This is a genomic window from Streptomyces sp. NPDC037389, assembly GCF_040636475.1.
In the GTDB taxonomy this organism is placed as follows: Bacteria; Actinomycetota; Actinomycetes; order Streptomycetales; family Streptomycetaceae; genus Streptomyces; species Streptomyces hesseae.
Genome location: NZ_JBEZUS010000008.1, coordinates 293,709 through 314,221, shown reverse-complemented (window position 1 = coordinate 314,221; position 20,513 = coordinate 293,709). Strand labels below are relative to the sequence as shown.

Below are 20,513 nucleotides of genomic sequence, written 5' to 3'. Positions count from 1 at the left end.
GCGGGCACGTGGGGCGGCTCACCGGCGGGGATCCGTCGCTGCTGCGGCGGATCAATTCGGCCGTGGTGCTGCACGCGCTGCGCGCCGCCGAGGCCCCCACGCTCACGGACCTGGTCACGGTGACGGGCCTGTCCCGGCCGACCGTCGAAGGCGTGGTCGAGGGGCTGATCGACACCGGTCTGGTGGTGGAGGCGGCCGTCGACGAGGGCGCGACGCGCCGTCAGGGCCGCCCCGCCCGGAGATTCCGCTTCCGGGTCGAGGCCGGGCATCTGCTGGGCGTCGAGATCGGCCCGCACCGCGTCGCCGCGCTGATGGCGGACCTGGGCGGGCGGGTCATGGGCGCCGCGCAGGTGGAGGTCTCCGCGACCGCGTCGGCCGACGAGCGCCTGGAACAGGTGCGGGTGGCCGTCGCCGATCTGCTCAAACGCTCGGGTGTGGCCCGCAGTTCGCTGCGGGCGGTGGGCGTGGCCACTCCCGGCATCGTGGAGGCGGACGGCACCGTACGGCTGGGCACGGCGCTGCCCGGCTGGACGGGGCTGCCGCTCGGGGAGCGGCTGCGCCGCTCGTTCCGCTGCCCGGTGCTGGTGGAGAACGACGCCAACGCGGCCGCCGTGGCCGAGCACTGGAAGGGCGCGGCCCGGCAGTCCGACGACGTCGTGTTCGTGCTGGCCGGGCTGAGCCCGGGCGCCGGCGCGCTGATCGGCGGGCGGCTCCACCGGGGCTTCGGGGGCGCGGCCGGGGAGATCGGCGCGCTGCATCTGCTGGGGCGCGAGGCCACCCCCGAGGAGGTCCTCTCCACCACCGGGGAACCACTGCATCCGCTGGACGAGGCCCAGGTGGCCGAGGTGTTCGCGCTCGCGGCGCGGGGGGACGAACGGGCCCGGGCCGCCGTGGAGCGCTATCTGCGCAGGCTCGTGCACGACGTGGCGGCGCTGGTACTGGCGCTGGACCCGGAACTGGTCGTGGTCGGCGGCTGGGCCGCCGGCCTGGACGGGATCCTGGAGCCGCTGCGCACCCAGCTCGCCCGCTACTGTCTGCGGCCGCCGCTGGTGGCCCAGTCGCTGCTGGGCGAGGCGGCGGTGGCCACGGGGGCGCTGCGCCTGGCCCTCGACCACGTCGAGAAGCAGCTCTTCGCGGTCGAGAGCACGGTCACCGCCCGGCGGTGACCGGCGGCGGCCGGCGCGTCAGCCCGCCAGGAGCTGTACGGCGGGGGCCGTGGCGTCCCCGAAGGTCAGCCGACAGGTGTCGGCCCGGTACGTGGCCACGGCGACGGCGGCGGTGCGCCCGCCCGAGAAGTAGCGCGTGGTGACGACGAGGACGGGAGAACCGGGCAGCCTGTCGAGCTGCTTGGCGTCGTCGGCGCGGGCCGAGCCGAGCTCCACGGCCTGGTCCTGCCCCTCCAGCCGCAGCCGCTGGAGCTCGCGCAGCACGGCGTGGGCGCGGGCCGGCCCGGTGGGCGGCTCGTCGCCGGCGAGGCCGGGCACGCTCGCGGCGGGCACGTACAGCACCTCGGTGGCGACCGGCTGGCCGCGCGTCTTGCGGGTGCGTCGGACGGTGTGCAGCGATGTGGCCGGATCCATGTCGAGGAGCCGGGCCACGGCGGCCGGCGGGACCTGTTCGGCACCGTCGACGGGCTGCCAGGCGTCGCCCGGGGCGCCGGGCCAGGAGTGCTCGGGGTCGGTGACCGCGACCCCCATCCGGGGCGGGGCGACGGTGGTGCCGACGCCGCGCCGGCGCTGCAACCGGCCCTCGAGCTCCAGTTGCTCCAGCGCCTGCCGGAGCGTGGCCCGGGCGACGCCGAAACGGGCCGCGAGCTCACGCTCGTTGGGCAGGATCTCACCCACCGCGAACTCGGAGTCGAGTGCGTCGCTGAGGACGGTCTTCAGGTGCCAGTACTTGGGCTCCGGCACCGATTCCAGCTGCGTGCTCCCCACCCTGACCCTCCGCAAAGGCTTTTCGCGCGCTTATTTATTAAAGGTTGTTGCAGTATGCCTGCGACCATAGGGCGGTGCGCCTACTTGGTCAAGACCAATGGCGTCGCGAACCGGCCACTGTCAGTGCCCTCCGATACCGTCGGATACGGTTATTGATCACCAGTACGAGTCGGTGGGAAATCGACGGAACGTCAAGGGGGCGCACGATTATGCGACAGGTCCCGGACCAGGTCACGGTGGTCACCGGAGCGAGCAGGGGCATCGGCGCCGCGGTCGCGCTGCGGCTGGCACGGGCGGGCCACGCGGTGGCCATCGGCTACGAGCGCTCGGCGGACGCCGCGGAGAGGACGGCCGAGGCGGTGCGCGCGGAGGGCGTGGCGGCGGTCGCCCTCCAGGTCGACACCAGCGTCGAGAGCGAGGTCGACGCCTTCTTCGAGGCGGTGAAGGAGCGGCTGGGCGCGATCACCGGCCTCGTCAACAACGCCGGGATCACGGGCCTGTTGGGCCGGTTCACGGAGACCCCCGTGGAGCAGATGCGCCGCGTGGTCGACGTCAATGTCACCGGCGCGCTGATCTGCGCCCGGCGGGCGACGCTGGAGATGTCGACGAGCCGCGGCGGGCGGGGTGGCGCGATAGTCAACATCTCCTCGGCCGCCTCCACCCTGGGCAGCCCGGGCGAGTACGTGCACTACGCGGCGAGCAAGGCCGCCGTGGACGCCATGACGACGGGCCTGTCCAAGGAGCTGGCCGCCGAGGGCATCCGGGTCAACTCCGTCCAGCCCGGCATGATCGTCACGGACATCCACGCCGCGATGGGCGACCCCGAGCGCCCCTGGCGCAAGGCCGGCGGCATCCCGATGGGCCGCCCCGGCGAGCCCGAGGAGGTCGCCGGGGCGGTGGCGTGGCTGCTGTCGCCGGAGGCGTCGTACACCACGGGCGCGGTGCTGCGCGTGGCCGGCGGGCTGTAGCCGTACCCCGGCCCGCCCTGACGCCCCGGCCCCGTTCCGGTCCCGGCCGGGAGCGTCAGGGCAGCACCCCCGTCAGCTTGTCGGGGTTGCGCATGACGTGGATCTCCGTGATGAACCCGTCGGTGGTCTCGACGCTGACGACGGTGTCGGGCAGCCCCCGGGACAGCACCAGCACCGCCGGGGCGCCGTTGACCTCGACGATCCGGACCTCCGGGTCGGTGATCGGCTTGGCGGCGATGGCCAGCAGGAAACGGGCGACCTTGTCGGCGCTCTCCAGCACGCGCAGCGGGCCCTTGGCCTTGCCGCCGCTGTCGCCCACGAGGCGGACGCCGGGGGCGAGGAGGGCGAGCAGGTCCTCGACGCTGCCGCCGGTGGCGGCGGCGAGGAACCGCTCGGTGAGCTCCCGGCGGCCCGCGGCGTCGACGTCGAAGCGCGGTCTGCGCTCCGCCACATGACGGCGGGCCCGCCCGGCGAGCTGCCGCACGGCCGCCTCCGAGCGGTCTAGGGCCTCGGCGATGTCCGCGTAGGGGAAGCCGAAGGCCTCGCGGAGGACGAAGACCGCGCGCTCCAGCGGGGAGAGCGATTCGAGGACGACGAGCAGGGCGAGGGAGACGGTGTCGGCGAGCACGGCCCGTTCGGCGGTGTCGGGGACGGTCGTGCCGAAGTCGGTGGCGACGGGCTCGGGCAGCCACGGCCCCACATAGGTCTCGCGCCGCGTCTGCGCCAGGCGCAGCCGGTCGAGGGCCAGCCGGGTGGTGACGCGCACGAGATAGCCGCGCGGGTCGCGGACGTCCTCGCGGTCCGCCGCCGACCAGCGCAGCCACGCCTCCTGGACGACGTCCTCCGCGTCGGCGAACCGGCCGAGCATGCGGTAGGCCACCCCGTTGAGAGTGGTGCGGTGTTCTTCGAAGGCGTCGAGCAGGGAATCACTTGCGTTCACCTCCTCATCCCAGCGGAGGGGGTGGTGATTGTCCACGTGATCGCGCCCACGCTCTACCAAGCGGTAACCGTTGCTGACATCCTGTCTCGGTACGTCGCCCCACGGATGACGAGGAGCACCGCCCATGGCCGAGAAGATCTCCTTTCCCGTCGACACGCCCTCCGGACCGCGCACGGCCACGGTGGTGTACGAACGCCTCGGCGGCGGGGAGCCCATGGTTCTGCTGCACGGGATCGGCCACCATCTCCAGGTCTGGGACCCGGTGGTGGGCCTGCTCGCCGCCGAGCACGACGTCGTCGCCGTCGACCTGCCGGGCTTCGGGCTCTCCCCCGGGCTGCCCGGCGGGATCTCCTACGACCTCAAGGGCGTCATCCCCGTGCTCGGCGCGCTCTTCGACGCCCTCGGCCTGGACCGGCCGCACGTCGTGGGCAACTCCCTCGGCGGCCTGATCGCCCTGGAGCTGGGGCACCGCAGGCTCGTCCGGTCCGTCACGGCGCTCTCGCCCGCCGGTTTCTGGACCGAGAGCGAGCGCCGGTGGGCGTACGCGCTGCTGCGGGGCATGCGGACGGGCGCGCAGCGGCTGCCCGAGCCGACCGTGGCCCGGCTGGCCCGGACGACCGCGGGCCGCGCCGCGCTGGCCGGCTCCATCTACGCCCGGCCGGGCCGCCGTTCGCCCGACGCCCTGATCGCCGAGACACGGGCGCTGCGCGAGGCGACCGGCTTCGAGGCCACCCTGGCCGCCGGGCGCTCGCTGCTCTACACCCACGACGTGCCGGACGTGCCGGTCACCGTCGCCTGGGGCACCCAGGACCGGCTGCTCCTGCGGCGCCAGGGGGTGCGGGCGAAGAAGGTGATCCCCGGGGCCCGGCTGGTCCGCCTGCCCGGCTGTGGTCACGTGCCCATGAACGACGACCCCGCGCTCGTCGCCCGCGTGGCGCTGGACACCTCGCGCTGAGCGCTGTTCATGGGGAGTTCGGCTGCCGGGCACATGGCCCCGGTAGGAAATGGACGACCAGTGGAGGAAGAAGCGGCCGGGCTCCGTGGGGCCGCCGGGCACAGGAGGACGGTCCGATGGTGAAGGCGTACGGCCCGGGGGTCGGCCGGCGATCGGTGCTGCGAGGTTCTCTGGCGGCCGCCGGAGCGGCCGCGCTGCCGCCGCTCGCGGGGGCGACGCCCGCACAAGCGCTGTCCGCACGGGCGCCGTCCGCGCCGGCACAGCTCCTGTCGGGCCGGCCGAGCGCCGACTGGGGTGTGCAGGCCGGCGATGTGACGGCCTCGTCGGGGCTGGTGTGGGTGCGCTCGGACCGCCCGGCCCGGATGATCGTGGAGACCTCGGCGACCGAGTCGTTCCGCGATGTCCGCCGCTGGACCGGGCCGGTGGTCGGCCCCGGCACGGACTTCACCGGCCGGACGGCCCTGCGCGGCCTGCCCGCCGGGGAGCGCGTCCACTACCGGGTGGTCCTCGCCGACCCCGACGACCCGCGGCGCACGAGCCGCCCGGTGTACGGCTCGTTCCGCACCGCCGCCACGCGCCGCGAGGACGTCCGGTTCCTCTGGTCGGGCGACCTCGCGGGGCAGGGCTGGGGCATCAACCCCGACCGGGGCGGCTACCGGATCTACGAGCACATGCGCCGGCTGGACCCCGACTTCTTCCTGTGCAGCGGCGACAACATCTACGCCGACAACCCCATCCCCGCGACCGTGGCCCTGCCCGGCGGCGGCACCTGGCGGAACATCACCACCGAGGAGAAGTCGAAGGTCGCCGAGACCCTGGCGGAGTTCCGGGGCGCGTTCCGCTACAACCTGCTCGACGAGAACCTGCGCCGCTTCAACGCCCAGGTGCCCACCGTCGTGCAGTGGGACGACCACGAGGTGCACAACAACTGGTACCCCGGCCAGCTCCTGGACGACGCGCGCTACACGGAGAAGCGGGCCGACGTCCTCTCCGCGCGCTCGCTGAAGGCGTTCTCCGAGTACTTCCCCCTGTCCACCCTCACCCCCGACGCCGACGGGCGCGTCTACCGGGTGCTGCGCCACAGCCCGCTGCTGGACGTCTTCGTCCTGGACATGCGCACCTACCGGAACGCCAACTCTCCCAACCGGCGGCCCGACGACACCCAGGGCATCCTGGGCGAGCGCCAGCTGCGCTGGCTCAAGCGGGAGCTGTCGCGGTCCCGCGCGGTGTGGAAGGTGATCGCCTCCGACATGCCACTCGGGCTGGTGGTCACGGACGGTCCGGAGAACTTCGAGGCGGTCGCCCAGGGCGACCCGGGCGCGCCGCTCGGCCGTGAGCTCCAGATCGCCGAGCTGCTGCGGCACATCAAGCACCGGCGGATCACGGGCACGGTCTGGCTGACGGCGGACGTCCACTACACCTCGGCGCAGCACTACGCCCCGGAGCGGGCGGCGTTCAAGGACTTCGCGCCGTTCTGGGAGTTCGTCTCGGGCCCGCTGAACGCGGGTGGTTTCCCGGCCGTGAAGCTGGACGGCACCTTCGGGCCCGAGCAGCCCTTCGTCAAGGCGCCCGCGACGGCGAACGTCCCGCCGGGGCAGGACAGCCAGTTCTTCGGCGAGGTGGCCATCGACGGGGACAGCGGCGAGCTGGCCGTGCGGCTGCGGAGCGAAACCGGCGGCGTTCTGTTCACCAAGGTGCTCCAACCGGGGCGCGTCGGACAGTGACGCCCTCGCGGCACGGTGGGATGGTGGCGGTCTCACCCGTCGCGAGGAAGGTGCGGTGCCGTGACCGAGCAGGTGGATGTCGTCGTCATCGGGATGGGCCCCGGCGGCGAGCACGTCGCGGGCGGTCTGGCGGAGGCCGGGCTGGACGTGGTGGGCGTCGAGGCCGAGCTGGTCGGGGGCGAGTGCCCGTACTGGGCCTGTGTGCCCAGCAAGATGATGATCCGCGCCGGGAATCTGCTGGCCGAGGCCCGCCGGATTCCCGGTATGGCGGGCTCGGCGCGGGTCGACACCGACTGGGCCCCGGTCGCCGCCCGCATCCGGGACGAGGCCACCGACGACTGGGACGACCGGGTCGCCGCCGACCGGTTCACGGGCAAGGGCGGGCGGCTGGTGCGCGGCCGGGGGCGGCTCGCCGGGCCGGGGAAGGTGGCGGTCGGCGACGAGGTCTTCGAGGCCCGGCGCGGCATCGTCGTCGCCACGGGCAGCAAGCCGCAGATCCCGCCGGTGCCGGGCCTCGACTCCGTGCCGTACTGGACCAACCGGGACGCGATCGCCGCGAAGGAGCCGCCGCGCTCGCTGCTGGTGCTGGGCGGCGGGGCGATCGGCGTGGAGCTCTCCCAGGTCTACGCCCGGTTCGGTACGCGCGTCACCGTCATCGAGGCGATGGACGGCCTGATCCCCGCGGAGGAGCCGGAGGCGGGCGAGCTGCTGGCCGGGGTGCTGCGCACCGAGGGGCTGACGCTGCGCACGGGCACCCGGGCGGCGCGGGTGCGGCACGACGGCGACGCGTTCGTGCTGGAGCTGGCGGACGGCTCGGAGCTGACGGGTGATCAGCTGCTGGTGGCGACCGGCCGGAGCGCGGACTTCTCCGGGCTCGGGCTGGACACCGTCGGCCTCGACCCGTCGGTCCGGACGCTGCCCACGGACGGCCGGATGCGGGTGGCACCGGGGCTGTGGGCGCTGGGCGATGTGACCGGGCACGGGGCCTTCACCCATGTGGCGATGTACGAGGCGGACATCGTGCTCCGCGAGATCCTCGGCCGGGGCGGCCCGGACGCCGACTACCGCGCCCTGCCCCGGGTGACCTTCACCGACCCGGAGGTCGGCGCGGTGGGCCTGACCGAGAAGCAGGCCCGCGACAAGGGGCTGCGGGTGCGCACGGGGTGCTCGAAGGTGCCGGACTCGGCGCGCGGCTGGATCCACAAGGCGGGCAACGAGGGCCTGGTCAAACTGGTCGAGGACGCCGACCGCGGGGTGCTGGTCGGCGCGACGGCGGTGGGGCCCATGGGCGGCGAGGTGATGTACGGCCTGGCGGTGGCGGTCCGGGCGGAGGTGCCCGTGGCCACGCTCCGGCACATGATCTACGCCTATCCGACCTTCCACCGGGGGGTGGAGGACGCTCTCCATTCCCTGTGGTCGGGCGAGGTACGCCCTTGATCATCGGGCACACGTCGGGCACATGGAGACCGGCAGGCGCGTGGGGGTGAACACGTCGCATCGCTCGCCTCCTTGGCCGTCGCTTCTGCCGCGGCTGCTCGGGATCGCGGGTCGGCAGCCCGTACGCGATGCCGCCGACAGTCAGGGCGAGGGCTGGGCCGATGCCGCCGGTCTCCAGTGCGGCGAGGATGGCGCCGCGGTTCGCAGAGGTCCTGCGCGGTCTGCGCGATGGCGCCATGACACCACTCATCACGCGTGGACAAGTAGCGAGCCGGTCGCTACCCCTCCAGCGTCACCCACTTCTGCGGCCCTCCGTCCGGCACCGCCTGGCCGCCATCCGACTCGACCCACACCACCCCGCCGAAGCCATCCTGGCCTGCGGACTCTGGATGCCGCCCACCAGACACGGGCCACACCGTCAGCCACTGCCGGCGCCGCAAAGACCCCTTTGCCACCCCGACTGCGCACCGGGGCACACGACAAGCCGATCTCACCGATCATCGGCCCTCAAGATCTCCGGCTGTAGTGCTGGCGGGTGATCTCCATCCGGCAGGACTCGCTGTGGCCTTCGACCTGGTACATGGCGTACGTTTCGGCGTGATCAACATTTCAGGAGCAAATGATGTCCCTCTTCATCCCTGACTTCGATGAAACCGTCGTCGTACGCGCTGCTGACGCCGAATTGACAGGCGCGGGCGGTCCGGTGACCAACCAGCTGCTCGTCGACAGCCCCGCCACCGGTGGAGCGCTCTCCAGCATGCGTGTCACCCTCGGCAAAGGTGCGAACGGCGCCCGTCCGCACCACCACGGCAAGTCCGCCGAGATGTTCTACATCCTCGACGGCACCGCCCAGCTGCTGTCCGGCGACCAAGTGGTCACGGCGGAGCGCGGGGACGTGGTCGTCGTACCGCCCGGCACACAGCACGCCTTCGCCGCCGCGCCCGGCGAGATCGCGGACATGCTCGTCATCATCACGCCCGGGGTGGAGCGCTTCGAGTACTTCCGCCATCTTGAGCGCATCCGCTACGGCAAAGTGCCGCCGGAGAGCCTCCTCGAAGTCCAGGAACTGTACGACTCCTACTTCGGGACCAGCGAGATCTGGGACGCCACACGGCGCTGACGGCTGACGGGTCCCTCGAGTGTCACCCGGAGCGGCGTCAAGGGGCCGTACCGCTACCACAGGGCAGCCGTCCGGCTCGGCTCCGTCGGCGAGTTCGGCGGCGCCGTACCCCTGCACCGACGGTGGGCGCCGGCCCGACGCGGCATCGGCAAGCCCGACGAGATCGCCTACGAGCCGCCGCGGGCCGGTGGGGCTGGTCGCTCAGTTCCCCGCGCCCCTTACGGGGCGCGGTACCGCACCGGGCTTCGACAAGACCGCTCAGCGGGCCTTCTGGTTGGCGTCGCGGAGGCGGCGCAGGATCGCGGTCATCGCGGCCACGTCGTCGGGTGCCAGTACGTCCTGGATGTGGCGCTGACTCGCGGTCAGCGCCAGGGCGCCGCGCCGTCGTCCCTCCGCGAGCCCGTCGTCGGTGAGTGACACGAGGGTGACGCGCCGGTCGGTCGGATGGGCGCCGCGGGTGACGAGGCCGCGCTGCTCCATCGTGTCGAGCAGCCGGGTGGTGCGGGTTGTGCTCGTGGCGAGGGCCCGGGTGACGTCCACGGTGCGCAGCGCGTGGCCGGGGGTGCGGGCCAGGCGGAACAGTACGTCCGAGATCGATGCGTCCGTGTCGCCCTGCGGGCTGACCTCGGCGTCGATATACGTGGTCACGGCCAGGTACGCCTCGCGGAGCATCCCGTAGGCCTCCCAGCGCGGGTCGTCGAACAGCTCGTCCATCACATCACTCGCTTGCGGGATAGTCCCGATCGGTAGTAAATTCGGGACAGTCCCGAACGGGACAATCTTGCCACGCCGAAGGGGCGAGTCCCGCGATCCCGCGGCCGCCCGCCGGGGGTACGGCGCCCCCGAGTGCCGGCATCTCAAGGTGCTGCGGCAGTCCGGCTCGAAGGCCGGCGCGGTGCTGTCCGAGACCGGCCCCTCCGGCCTTTCTGGCGGCCTGGCCGGGCAGGGCGATGCGCAGCCGCTCGCATTGATCATCCGATGAAAGGGAGGGCGCTCGTGATCCTCGTGACAGGAGCCACCGGAAACATAGGAAGCGTCCTGCTGGCGGAGCTGCACGCATGCGGTGCCGGTCCGCTGCGAGGGCTCACCCGCGACGCCTCGCGGGCGGCGTTCCCCGCCGGGGTCGAGGCGGTCGAAGGCGACTTCGCCGACACGGCTTCGCTGAAGCCCGCGCTGGAGGGCGTGCGGTCACTGTTCCTCGTGTCGCGTCTGGGCTCGGACGCCGAGATCCTCGACGCGGCCCGGCAGGCGGGTGTGGAGCACGTGGTGCTCGTGTCGTCCATCACCGTCCAGACGCATCCGCATCTCGGCCCCGCAGGCGAGAACCTCGCCGTCGAGCGGCTGCTCAAGGACAGCGGCATGGCCTGGACGATCCTGCGGCCGACGCAGTTCGCCTCGAACGCCATGATGTGGGCGGCGTCGATCCGCGACGGGCAGGCGGTCCGCATGCCGTACGCGGACGTCGGCCTGCCCACGATCCACCCCGCGGACATCGCGTCGGTGGCGCGCGTGGCGCTGACCGGGCCCGGCCATCAGGGCCGGACGTACGCCCTGACCGGCCCGGAACGGGTGACAGCCCGTCAGCAGGTGGCCTCCATCGCCGAAGCGCTGGGGCGGGACGTGCCCTTCGCCGAGATCAGCCGAGAAGAGGCCCACGCCCAGATGGCCGCGATCTTCGGGGACGAGGCCGCGGACGCGGTACTCGATGTGACCGGCGGCGACGTCAACGACGCCCTGCTTCAGGTGCGCGACACGGTCTCGCAGGTCACCGGCTCCACGGCCAGGCCCTTCCGGCAGTGGGCGGCGGAGCACGCCGCCGCCTTCCGCTGAGCCGCGGCGGCTGCGGCTGCGGCTGCGGTCGGCACCACGACGCTCCGGAAAGCACCTTCGCCCCAGTCTCTTCGTCTCGATGACCGTGCGGGATGCGGCTTGCCGGGAAGAAGCCCACGCACAGATGCCGTGGAGCTCTGGCGGCGCCAGGCCCGGAGGACTCGCGTCCGGGGTGGAGCAGGGCTACTGCTCGATTCCTCTTTGGCGGGGTAGAAGCAGGGGTGTGGGGTGCTGGCTCGGGCTTCCCGGGGGCGAGTTACCGTGCCAAAGTTGCTGTTGGCCAGTCCAGCCGCTGACGCGGTCGAGGAAGGGCAGATCCGCAGGCTGGCCGGTGCCCGGCAGGCACCGGCCGACTGGATCCTGCGGGTGAGGATCATCGTGCTGAGCTGGGACGGGCTGCGGGCGCCGGTGGTTGCCCGACGGCTGGGCTGTCACCAGAAGACGGTGCGGGGGCCAGGGGCGGCAAGCTCGTCCTGCGCGGGCTCCGGCGAGGAACGCCGCGACGGGACGGTTGCGGATGCGCCGGTCAAGCGGCCCCGGCGGCAACTGCGGGGGGCGGGCGGTCATCACGGGTCGCCGCGAGAAGGGCCCGGATCGTGACGCCGCCGTTGGCCGCGGAGTCGACAAGGCGCACCTCGCCGTCGGCCGACTGACATCCGGGCGCCTTGATCAGGTCCCGGATAAGGGCCACGTAGCCGGGGATGATGGTCGCGTTGACGGTGAGGTCGAGATCGACGCCGAGCCCGGTGTCAATGATCGGCGGCGGCCTCGCCCTATCTCACTTCTGGGCCACTCGTGGCCCCCAGCCTGCGGCCACTGGTGGGTGGCCTCGTTCGGCGATGTCGCGAGCGTGGGCCCCGCCGCGACCGGCACCCTTGAGAACGCGGGCACAGAAGCGAACAGAAGCGGCCTTTACTCATCGGACACAGGGCGTTCGTGATCACGCAACACCGCTCCGCCAGGGTGGGCGGCATGACCGACGAGACCATCGCGAAGAGCTCCCACCGGCACCACTGGCGCCGGGACCTGGTGGAACTGGCCGCACTGTTCACCGCGGTCGCCATCGCCGACTCCGTCGCCAACACCGTCGTCCACGGCCCCGACGGCCCCGTCCTGCTGGGTGCCTCCGCCGCGGCGCTGCTGGCCACGGCCGCGTTCCACACCTGGTGGTCGCGGCGCCGCGGCCCGGCGCCCCCGGCACCCGCCCCCGGCACCGTGCCCGCCCCGCCCGCCGCTGCCGAGGCCACCACGCCCACCGCCCGGCGCGGCGGCGCCACGGCGCTGTGGCGGATGCGGACGACCGTACGCGATGAGCCCGGCAGCCTGGCCGCCCTCGGCCTGGCCCTCGCGGGCCTCGGCGTCGACATACTGTCCCTCCAGACCCACCCGCTGGGCGACGGCACCGCCGACGAACTGCTGCTGCGCGCCCCCGCCGCCCAGGGCCCCGCCGAGCTCACCCGCGCCGCCGCCGAGGGCGGCGGCCGGGACACCTGGCTGGAGCGGGCCGACGCCCACGACCTGGTGGACGTCCCCACCCGGGTCCTCCACCTCGCCACCCGCACCGCCCTGGACGCCGCCGAACTGCCGCTCGCCCTGCGTCGGCTGCTGGGCCGCTGCACCATCCGCTCGATACCGGCCGCCCGTTCCGGCACGGCCGGCGAGTCCGTACCGGACGACGGGATGTGGGAGGGGACGGTGATGCGGCTGCGCGACCCCTCCGGCGGCACCATCACCATCGACCGCCCGTATCTGCCCTTCACCCCGACCGAGTTCGCCCGCGCCCGCGCGCTGGTCGAGCTCGACGCCCGCCTGGGCCCGCGCGCGGCGCACCCGGGCGACGTGCTGACACTGCCCGAGGGCGGCGAGATCACCGTCCGGCGCGCCGGCACCGGCGACCTGGCCGCCGCCCGGGAGATGCACGAGCGCTGCTCCCCGGCGACCCTCTCCCAGCGCTACCACGGCCCCGTCGGCGACACCGACCGCTATCTCCACCACCTGCTGAGCCCCCGCTTCGGCCGCACCCTGGCCGCGTACACCGCCGCCGGACGGCTGGTGGCGCTCGGGCATCTGCTGTGGGACGGCGACGAGACCGAGGTGGCGCTGCTCGTCGAGGACGCCTGGCAGCGGCGCGGGGTCGGCGGCGAACTGCTGGGCCGGCTGGTGGCCATGGCCGCCGAGGCGGGCTGCGAACGCGTCTACGCCGTCACCACCGCCTCCAACACCGGGGTCGTCGCCGCCATGCGCGCCCTGGAGCTGCCCCTGGACTACCAGATCGAGGAGGGCACGCTCGTCATCACCGCCCGTATCGCCGACCGGCCCCCGGCCGCCCCGGAGCGTTCCGTGGCCGTACGCCGCGCCACGGGCGGCTGACCGGCGGCCCACCGGAGGGGAAAAAAACCGGTGACGCGGCGGTACCGCGCGTACGAGGATGGGCGCATGCCGAACACCACCAGCGCAGAACTGCCCCGCCAGGTCGCCGACGCCTACGTCACCGCTTTCACCGAGCTCGATCCGATCACAGGAACCTTTCTGGGCATCGCGGAGAGCTCCCGGCGGCTGCCGGACTTCTCCCCGGCGGGGCAGCGGGCCATCGCCGACCTGGCGCGCGCCACCCTGGAGGCGCTGGCCGAGGCCGAGGCGCGGCCGGGCGGGGACAGCGACGGCGAGCGGCGTTGCGCCCGGCTGCTGCGCGAGCGGCTGACCGCCGAACTCGCCGTGCACGACGCCGGCGAGCACCTGCGCACGGTCAGCAATATGCACTCGCCGCTGCACATGGTGCGCGAGGTGTTCACGCTCATGCCGCTCGACGGCAAGGACGACTGGTCGGCCGTCGCCGAGCGGCTGCGCGCCGTGCCGGCGGCCCTGGAGGGCTATCGCGCCGCCCTCGCCGAGGGGCTGTCGCGGGGCCTGCTCGGCGGCCCCCGCCAGGTGACCACGGTGCTGGGGCAGTTGACGGACTGGATCGGCACGGGCGCGGGCTGGTTCGGCGACCTCGTCGCCGACGGGCCCGAGGAACTGAGCGCCGAGCTGGCGGAGTCGGCGCTCGTCGCCACGGGCGGCCTCGTCGCGCTGCGCGACTGGCTGCGGGACGTCTACGCCCCGGCCGTCGAGGGCGCGCCGGACGTCGTGGGCCGTGAGCGGTACGCCCGCTGGTCCCGCTACTGGAACGGCACCGACCTGGACCTCGACGAGGCGTACGCCTACGGCTGGTCCGAATTCCACCGCATACTCGGCGAGATGCGCGTGGAGGCGGAGAAGATCCTGCCGGGCGCGAAGACCCCGTGGGAGGCGCTGGCCCACCTCGACGCGCACGGCACCCACATCGAGGGCGTCGAGGAAGTGCGGGTCTGGCTCCAGGAGCTGATGGACGAGGCGATCGAGGCGCTGGACGGCACCCACTTCGAACTGGCCGAGCGCGTCAAGCGCGTCGAGTCCCGCATCGCCCCGCCGGGCGGCGCGGCGGCGCCGTACTACAGCCAGCCGTCCGAGGACTTCTCCCGCCCGGGCCGCACCTGGCTGCCCACCATGGGCGAGACCCGCTTCCCGGTGTACGACCTGGTGTCGACCTGGTACCACGAGGGCGTGCCCGGTCACCACCTCCAGCTGGCGCAGTGGGTGCACGTCGCGGACCGGCTCTCCCGCTACCAGGCCACGGTCGGTCTCGTCAGCGCCAACTGCGAGGGGTGGGCGCTCTACGCGGAGCGGCTCATGGACGAGCTGGGCTTCCTCACCGACCCAGAGCGCCGCCTGGGCTATCTGGACGCCCAGATGATGCGCGCCACGCGGGTGATCATCGACATCGGCATGCACCTGGAGCTGGAGATCCCCGAGCACTCCCCCTTCCACCCCGGTGAGCGCTGGACGCCGGAGCTGGCGCGGGAGTTCTTCGGCATGCACAGCGGCCGCCCCGCGGACTTCGTCGACAGCGAGCTGGTGCGCTATCAGGGGATGGCTGGGCAGGCGATCGGCTACAAGCTCGGCGAGCGCGCCTGGCTCACCGGCCGGGAGGCGGCGCGCGCGGCCCACGGCGCGGCGTTCGACGCCAAGGCCTGGCACATGGCGGCGCTGTCCCTGGGCTCGCTGGGCCTGGACGACCTGGTGACGGAGCTGTCGGCGCTCTGACACGCGCGTACGGCTGCCGCGCCCCCGCCGGGTGCGGCAGCCGTCGGGTGCGGCAGTCGACGGGTGCGGCAGCCGTCGGCGGCTCGGGGCGGGCGCGGCCGTCAGCAGCCGCAGTCGGCGGCGCCGACCGGGGCGGTCAGCGGGTCGGGCTCCCGGACGCTCCTGCCCTCCCACGTCTCCACCTCGTAGCCCTCGCGGATCCAGTACTCGATGCCGCCCAGCATCTCCTTGACGCGGTAGCCGAGGCGGGCGAGGGCGAGCGCGGCCCGGGTGGCGCCGTCGCAGCCGGGCCCCCAGCAGTACACGACGACGGGCGCGGCGGGGTCCAGGACTCCGGCGGCCAGCCGTGGGACGTCGGCGGTCGGCAGGTGGACCGCGCCGGGAATGTGCCCCTGGTCCCAGGCGGCGGTGGAGCGGGAGTCGACCACTGTGAAGTCCGCGCGGCCGGTGGCCAGTGAGGCGTGGACGTCGGCGACGTCGGTGTGGAAGGCGAGCCGGGCGGCGAAGTAGGCCGCGGCTGCGGTGGGGTCGGCGGGCGGAACGGCGAGGACGGGGCTGACGGCCCGGGCGGCGGTTGCGGTCATGCCCGGAAATCTACGGTCCGTGACCGGCCGCCGGAACCGGTGATCCCCGGCGAAACCATTGCCCTACCGGGGAATCCCCTGCTAGACATCGCACATGACCGGCTATTCCCCCGACGCCACCGACTGGCGCATACTCGACGCCCTCCAGAGCAACGGCCGGGCCGGCTACGCCGAGTTGGCCCGCGCGGTGAACATGTCCGCCAGCGCCGTGACCGAGCGGGTCCGCCGGCTGGAGGAGGCGGGCGTCATCGAGGGCTACACCGCGGTGGTGGACCCCGAGCGGCTCGGTCTGCCGGTGCTGGCCTTCGTCCGGCTCCGCTACCCGAACGGCAACTACAAGCCCTTCCACGATCTGCTGGACTCGACCCCCGAGATCCTGGAGGCGCACCACGTCACCGGCGACGACTGCTTCGTGCTGAAGGTCACCGCCCGTTCCATGCGCCACCTGGAGGAGGTGGCGGGCCGGATCGGCGGACTCGGCGCGGTGACCACGAGCGTGGTCTACTCCTCGCCGCTGCCCCGCCGCCCGTTCAGCCGGCGGACGCCGCCCGGTGCCGGACGGACGAGCCCGACCGCTCCTTGACGATGTGCAGTTGCGCGGGGACGCGCTGTCTGAGGTCGGCGACGTGGCTGACGATGCCGACGGTGCGGTCGCGTTCGCGCAGCGAGTCCAGGACGTCGAGGACCTCGTCCAGGGCCTGCTCGTCGAGGCTGCCGAAGCCCTCGTCGATGAAGAGGGTGTCCAGGCGGACGCCGCCCGCCTCCTCCGTGACCACGTCGGCGAGGCCCAGGGCCAGGGCGAGCGAGGCGAAGAAGGTCTCCCCGCCGGAGAGCGTGGCGGTGTCGCGCTCGCTGCCGGTCCAGGCGTCGACGACGTGGAGGCCCAGGCCGGAGCGGCCGCGCCCGGAGGTCCGGGCGTCGGAGTGGACGAGCGTGTAGCGCCCGCCCGACATCCGTCGCAGCCGGACCGTCGCGGCGGCGGCGACCTGCTCCAGCCGGGCGGCCAGGACGTACGACTCCAGGCGCATCTTGCGCTCGTTGCGGGCGGAGGTGCCGGCGGCGAGCGAGGCGAGCTCGGCCACCCGGTGGTACTCCGCGCGCAACGGTGCCAGGCGGCGGGCGTCGGTGACGGCCTCGGCGGAGAGCCGGTCCAGTTCGTCGCAGCGGGTCCGGGCGGCGGCCTCCTCGGCGGAGGCGTGCCGCAGCAGCCGGGTCGCGGCGTCGGCGGCCGTACGGGCCGCCTCCGGGGCGGCGGGCGGCAGCGCGGCGGCCTCCGCCGGGCCGGGGTCGGCCAGTTCGGCCGCGACGGCCGCCTCCTCGCGCCGCCACGCCTCCTCCCGTTCGTCGAGCTCCCGTCGCGCGGGGGCGCTCAGCAGCGCCTCCGCGGCCTGGGCGGGGGTGCCGAAACCGGCGCGGTAGGCGGCGTCGGCGAGCCGGTCGTCGGCCTCCTTGAGCCGGTCCGCCGTGCGGGCCGTCTCCCGCGCGGCCTCGGCGGCGCCCGCGACGAGGCCCAGCCGGCGCTCCAGCAGCGCGGCGCGGTGGGCGACGCTCTCGGCGCCGTCCCGGGCGCGGTCCAGCTCCCGGGTCAGGGCGCGGAGTTCCTCGTCGAGGCTGTCCCGGCGCGTGGCGTGGGCGGCGAGGCGCAGCCGGGCCTCCTCCTGCCCGGTGCGGCGCCGCTCGTGCTCGCGCTCGGCGCTCTCCTGGGCCTGGCGGGCGCGGTGGAGGTCCTCGGCGGCGGCGCGGGCCCCGGCGTGGGCGCGGGCCAGGTCGTCGACGAGGGCGGTGAGGCCGGCGACGGTGGCCTCGCCCGCGTCGGCGGTGGCCACGGCCAGCTCCTCGCGCAGCGGCCGCAGCGCCAGGTCCGCCGCGTCCCGGGCCCCGTCGGCGCGCCGGCTCGCGGCCAGCGCGGCCTCCTCGGCCGCGCGGTCCACCTGTCCGGCGTCGGCGCGGGCCGGGCCGGGGTGCTCGGTGGCGCCGCACACGGCGCAGGGGGCGCCGGGCGCGAGCCCGGCGGCGAGCTCGGCGGCGATGCCGAGCAGCCTGCGTTCCTTGAGGTCGAGCCAGTGCTCGTGGGCGGCGACGGCCTCCTCGCGGGCGCGCAGCAGCCGGGCCTCGGCGGCGGACGCCTCGTGGGCGAGCCCGTCGCGGCGGCGGGCGGCGGCGAGCCGCTGCCGTTCGGTCTCCAGGCGGGCGGCGAGGCGTTCGGCCTGCCCGGCGGCCTCCTGTGCCTCGTCGACGCGCCGTTGGTGGTCCCGGCGGGTGGCGTCCCAGCCGGCCAGCCAGTCGGCGGCCTCGGCGAGGACGGCCTCGGCGGCGTCGGCGGCCCGCTCCAGCCCCTTGGTCTCGGTGGTGATCGCGGCGGCGCGGTCCTCGGCCCGGCGGGCGGCGGCGAGCGAGCCGAGTTCCGCGCGGAGGGCGTGCTCCAGGGCGCCGAGCTCCTCGGCGCCGGCCTCGCGCCGTTCGGGGGGGAGCGGCGTCCTGGCCCGGTGCTCGGCCCCGGCCGCGGCCCGGTGCCCGGACTCGGCCCGCTCGCGCGCCTCCAGCGCGGGCGCGACGACTTCGGCCGCCCGCCCCCGCGCCAGCCGCTCGCGCAGCGCGTCCCGTTCCTCCCGCCCCTCCGCGAGGGCGGCGGCACGCCGCAGTGCGTCGGCGTACCGCCGCTGCGACCGCTCCAGATCCCGCGCCTCGTCGGCGCGCTGCCGCGCGAGGTGATGCCCGCGCTCGGCGGCGCGGGCCGCCGTGACGGCGATGTCCCGCCGCTCCCGCGCGTGGGTACGGGCGAGAGCCGCCCACTCCAGCACGGCCTCGGCGAGCCCGGCGGCGCCGGGCACGAGCGGCGCGGAGGGCGCTGCCGCGCCCCGGCCGGCGCGCGGCGCGGGCACGCGCCCGGCGGCCGGGCGCGGCACGGCAGCACCCTCCGCGTCCGGAGCCGTCGCGGCCGGCAGGCTCGCGGAGGCGGGCGTGCGTGTGCCCGGGCGGGTCCGGGGTTCTCCTCCGCCCGCCACCGTCGCCGGGTGCGGCGTCCCCACCTCGGGCAGGGACGGGTCCGCGGCCGCCTGCCGCATCCGGTGGCCGAGGGCGAGCAGACGTTCGTCGCCCGTGCGCACCCGCGCCTCCGCCGCGCGGCGGAGCTCCGCGAGGTGTTCCTCCACCGCGGCGAAGCGGCCGGTGTCGAAGAGGCGGCCGAGGAGCCGGGCGCGGGCGCCGTCCTCGGCGCGCAGGAAGCGGGCGAAGTCGCCCTGCGGCAGCAGGACGACCTGGCAGAACTGCTCGCGGTTCATGCCGAGCAGCCGGGTGATCTCCTCGCCGATCTCGTCGTGGGAGCGGCTGAGCGCCTTCCACTCCGTGGCCCCGGCGGGCAGTTCGCGCAGCGCGCTGTACGCCTTCTCCCGTGTGAAACCGGTGCCGCGCTTCTTGGGGCGGGGCTGCTCGGGGCGCCGGGTGAGCTCCAGGCGCCGTTCGCCGACGGTGAGTTCGAGGACGACCTCGGTGGCGGTGCCGGGGTCGGCGTGGTCGCTGCGCAGGGTGAGGCCGGTGCCCTGTCGGGCGCCGGGCACGCCGCCGTAGAGCGCGTAGCAGACCGCGTCGAGGACGGAGGTCTTGCCCGCGCCGGTGGGCCCGTGGAGCAGGAACAGCCCCGCGCCGGCGAGCTCGTCGAAGTCGATGTGCTGGGTGCCGCCGAAGGGCCCGAAGGCGGTCAGGGTGAGCCGGTGGAGCCTCATGGGGTCACCTCGCGGGCGGCCTCGTCCAGGCGGACGGAGTCGAGCGCGACGGTGAGCACGGCGCGCTCGGCCGCGTCGGGTCCGTCGCCGCCGCGTACGTGTGCCACGAAGTCCTCGGCGATCTGCTGGTCGGTGCGGCCGCGCAGCCGCGAGGCGTAGGAGGCGAGGGGGTCCTCGGGGGCCCGGTCGGGTTCGAAGACCAGGCTGAGGGTGTGGGGGAAGCGGTGGGTGAGCCGGGCCATGGGCTCGTGGGGGCGTTCCGGGTCGGTGAGGGTGGCCTCGACCCAGGCGTCCTCGTGCCGCTCCAGGCCCGGTTCGGCGAGGAGCTCCTCCAGCCGGCCGCGGATCCGGGCGAGGCGGCGCGGCACGGGGCAGTCGAGGCGCTCGGCGGTGACGGTGCCGTCCCCGTCGAGGTCGACCAGCCACATGGTCTTGCGGTGGTTCGCCTCGGAGAAGGAGTAGGCGAGCGGGGAGCCGGAGTAGCGGACTCGGTCGGTGATGGCCTGGCTGCCGTGGAGATGGCCGAGGGCGGTGTAGTGGACGCCGTCGAAGACCTCGGCGGGGACGGCGGCGACGCCGCCGACGGTGATGTCGCGCTCGCTGTCGCTGGTGGTTCCCCCGGCGACGAAGGCGTGGGCGAGGACGACGGCGCGGGTGCCGTCGGGCCGCCCGGCGAGGTCGGCCCGTACCCGGTCCATGGCGGCCTGGAGCACGGCCGTGTGCCCGGCCTTGGCAGCGCCCAGCCGTTCGCGGACGAGGGCGGGCTCGAGGTAGGGCAGGCCGTAAAAGGCGACGTCGCCGTGGTCGTCGGCGAGGAGGACGGGGGTGCCGCAGCCGTCGGGGTCGGTGCGCAGGTGTATTCCGGCGCGCTCGATGAGTCCGGCGCCGACGCCGAGGCGGCGGGGCGAGTCGTGGTTGCCGGAGATCATCACGGTGGGGACGGCGAGCTCGGCGAGCCGGTGGAGGGCTTCGTCGAAGAGCTCGACGGCGGCGAGCGGGGGCACGGCCCGGTCGTAGACGTCGCCGGCGACGAGCACGGCGTCGACGCGGTGCTCGCGGACGGTCCGGACGAGGTGGTCGACGAAGGCGCGCTGGGCCTCCAGGAGGTTCACGCGGTGGAAGGACCGTCCGAGGTGCCAGTCCGAGGTGTGCAGCAGTCTCACAGGACGGCTCCGGC

Annotated in this window: 16 protein-coding genes; 10 read left to right on the top strand and 6 right to left on the bottom strand. The window is 74.5% G+C overall.

The window, feature by feature from the left end; genetic code table 11:
- The first annotated feature begins 8 nt into the window (after window positions 1-8).
- Complete coding sequence (locus AB0E98_RS20160; protein ID WP_361704307.1) at window positions 9-1,166, top strand: ROK family protein; 1,158 nt, start codon at window positions 9-11, stop codon at window positions 1,164-1,166.
- Window positions 1,167-1,184: 18 nt separating this feature from the next.
- Here AB0E98_RS20160 and AB0E98_RS20155 read toward each other — a convergent pair whose 3' ends face one another.
- Window positions 1,185-1,934 carry a GntR family transcriptional regulator gene (locus AB0E98_RS20155; RefSeq protein WP_361704304.1) on the bottom strand — a complete coding sequence of 250 codons (750 nt, stop codon included), beginning with the start codon at window positions 1,932-1,934 and terminating at the stop codon, window positions 1,185-1,187.
- Between the two features lie 209 nt (window positions 1,935-2,143).
- Here AB0E98_RS20155 and AB0E98_RS20150 point away from each other — a divergent pair, with 209 nt between their 5' ends.
- Window positions 2,144-2,902, top strand: coding sequence for an SDR family oxidoreductase (locus AB0E98_RS20150; RefSeq protein WP_361704301.1), 759 nt, complete (start codon window positions 2,144-2,146; stop codon window positions 2,900-2,902).
- Between the two features lie 55 nt (window positions 2,903-2,957).
- Here the strand turns inward: AB0E98_RS20150 and AB0E98_RS20145 are convergent, their stop codons facing one another.
- Entirely contained in the window at window positions 2,958-3,842 is an 885-nt protein-coding gene (locus AB0E98_RS20145; protein ID WP_361704300.1) for an RNA polymerase sigma-70 factor, read from the bottom strand.
- A gap of 124 nt (window positions 3,843-3,966) precedes the next feature.
- Here AB0E98_RS20145 and AB0E98_RS20140 point away from each other — a divergent pair, with 124 nt between their 5' ends.
- The 4 genes from AB0E98_RS20140 (at window position 3,967) to AB0E98_RS20125 (ending at window position 9,078) form a co-directional block, all read left to right on the top strand.
- Complete coding sequence (locus AB0E98_RS20140) at window positions 3,967-4,797, top strand: alpha/beta hydrolase (protein WP_361704297.1); 831 nt, start codon at window positions 3,967-3,969, stop codon at window positions 4,795-4,797.
- A 116-nt stretch (window positions 4,798-4,913) separates the two neighbouring features.
- Complete coding sequence (locus AB0E98_RS20135) at window positions 4,914-6,521, top strand: alkaline phosphatase D family protein (protein WP_361704294.1); 1,608 nt, start codon at window positions 4,914-4,916, stop codon at window positions 6,519-6,521.
- A gap of 60 nt (window positions 6,522-6,581) precedes the next feature.
- The gene (locus AB0E98_RS20130) at window positions 6,582-7,958 is read left to right on the top strand and encodes an NAD(P)/FAD-dependent oxidoreductase (protein ID WP_361704291.1); all 1,377 of its coding nucleotides are present in this window, start codon (window positions 6,582-6,584) and stop codon (window positions 7,956-7,958) included.
- A 622-nt stretch (window positions 7,959-8,580) separates the two neighbouring features.
- On the top strand, window positions 8,581-9,078 hold the full coding sequence (locus AB0E98_RS20125) for a cupin domain-containing protein (protein WP_361704288.1): 498 nt from the start codon (window positions 8,581-8,583) through the stop codon (window positions 9,076-9,078).
- Between the two features lie 258 nt (window positions 9,079-9,336).
- Here the strand turns inward: AB0E98_RS20125 and AB0E98_RS20120 are convergent, their stop codons facing one another.
- Window positions 9,337-9,792 carry a MarR family transcriptional regulator gene (locus AB0E98_RS20120; RefSeq protein WP_361704285.1) on the bottom strand — a complete coding sequence of 152 codons (456 nt, stop codon included), beginning with the start codon at window positions 9,790-9,792 and terminating at the stop codon, window positions 9,337-9,339.
- Between the two features lie 282 nt (window positions 9,793-10,074).
- Between AB0E98_RS20120 and AB0E98_RS20115 the strand changes: the two genes are divergently transcribed.
- The 3 genes from AB0E98_RS20115 (at window position 10,075) to AB0E98_RS20105 (ending at window position 15,030) form a co-directional block, all read left to right on the top strand.
- Complete coding sequence (locus tag AB0E98_RS20115) at window positions 10,075-10,908, top strand: NAD(P)H-binding protein (protein ID WP_361704282.1); 834 nt, start codon at window positions 10,075-10,077, stop codon at window positions 10,906-10,908.
- Window positions 10,909-11,880: 972 nt separating this feature from the next.
- The gene (locus AB0E98_RS20110; RefSeq protein ID WP_361704279.1) at window positions 11,881-13,278 is read left to right on the top strand and encodes a GNAT family N-acetyltransferase; all 1,398 of its coding nucleotides are present in this window, start codon (window positions 11,881-11,883) and stop codon (window positions 13,276-13,278) included.
- A gap of 66 nt (window positions 13,279-13,344) precedes the next feature.
- On the top strand, window positions 13,345-15,030 hold the full coding sequence (locus AB0E98_RS20105; protein ID WP_361704277.1) for a DUF885 domain-containing protein: 1,686 nt from the start codon (window positions 13,345-13,347) through the stop codon (window positions 15,028-15,030).
- A 101-nt stretch (window positions 15,031-15,131) separates the two neighbouring features.
- Here the strand turns inward: AB0E98_RS20105 and AB0E98_RS20100 are convergent, their stop codons facing one another.
- Window positions 15,132-15,614 (bottom strand): rhodanese-like domain-containing protein, encoded by a 483-nt coding sequence (locus AB0E98_RS20100; RefSeq protein WP_361704274.1) that lies wholly within the window; start codon window positions 15,612-15,614, stop codon window positions 15,132-15,134.
- Between the two features lie 94 nt (window positions 15,615-15,708).
- Between AB0E98_RS20100 and AB0E98_RS20095 the strand changes: the two genes are divergently transcribed.
- Window positions 15,709-16,197: an Lrp/AsnC family transcriptional regulator gene (locus tag AB0E98_RS20095; RefSeq protein WP_361704271.1), complete on the top strand. Its 489-nt coding sequence runs from the start codon at window positions 15,709-15,711 to the stop codon at window positions 16,195-16,197.
- On the opposite strand, the gene AB0E98_RS20090 is transcribed toward AB0E98_RS20095, so the two are convergent.
- Window positions 16,145-19,336 carry an SMC family ATPase gene (locus AB0E98_RS20090; protein WP_361704268.1) on the bottom strand — a complete coding sequence of 1,064 codons (3,192 nt, stop codon included), beginning with the start codon at window positions 19,334-19,336 and terminating at the stop codon, window positions 16,145-16,147. The genes AB0E98_RS20095 and AB0E98_RS20090 overlap by 53 nt on opposite strands.
- A complete protein-coding gene (locus AB0E98_RS20085) occupies window positions 19,333-20,499 on the bottom strand; it encodes an exonuclease SbcCD subunit D (protein ID WP_361704265.1) in 1,167 nt (388 codons plus the stop codon). Before AB0E98_RS20085 ends, AB0E98_RS20090 begins: the two co-directional genes overlap by 4 nt.
- Between the last annotated feature and the right edge of the window lie 14 nt (window positions 20,500-20,513).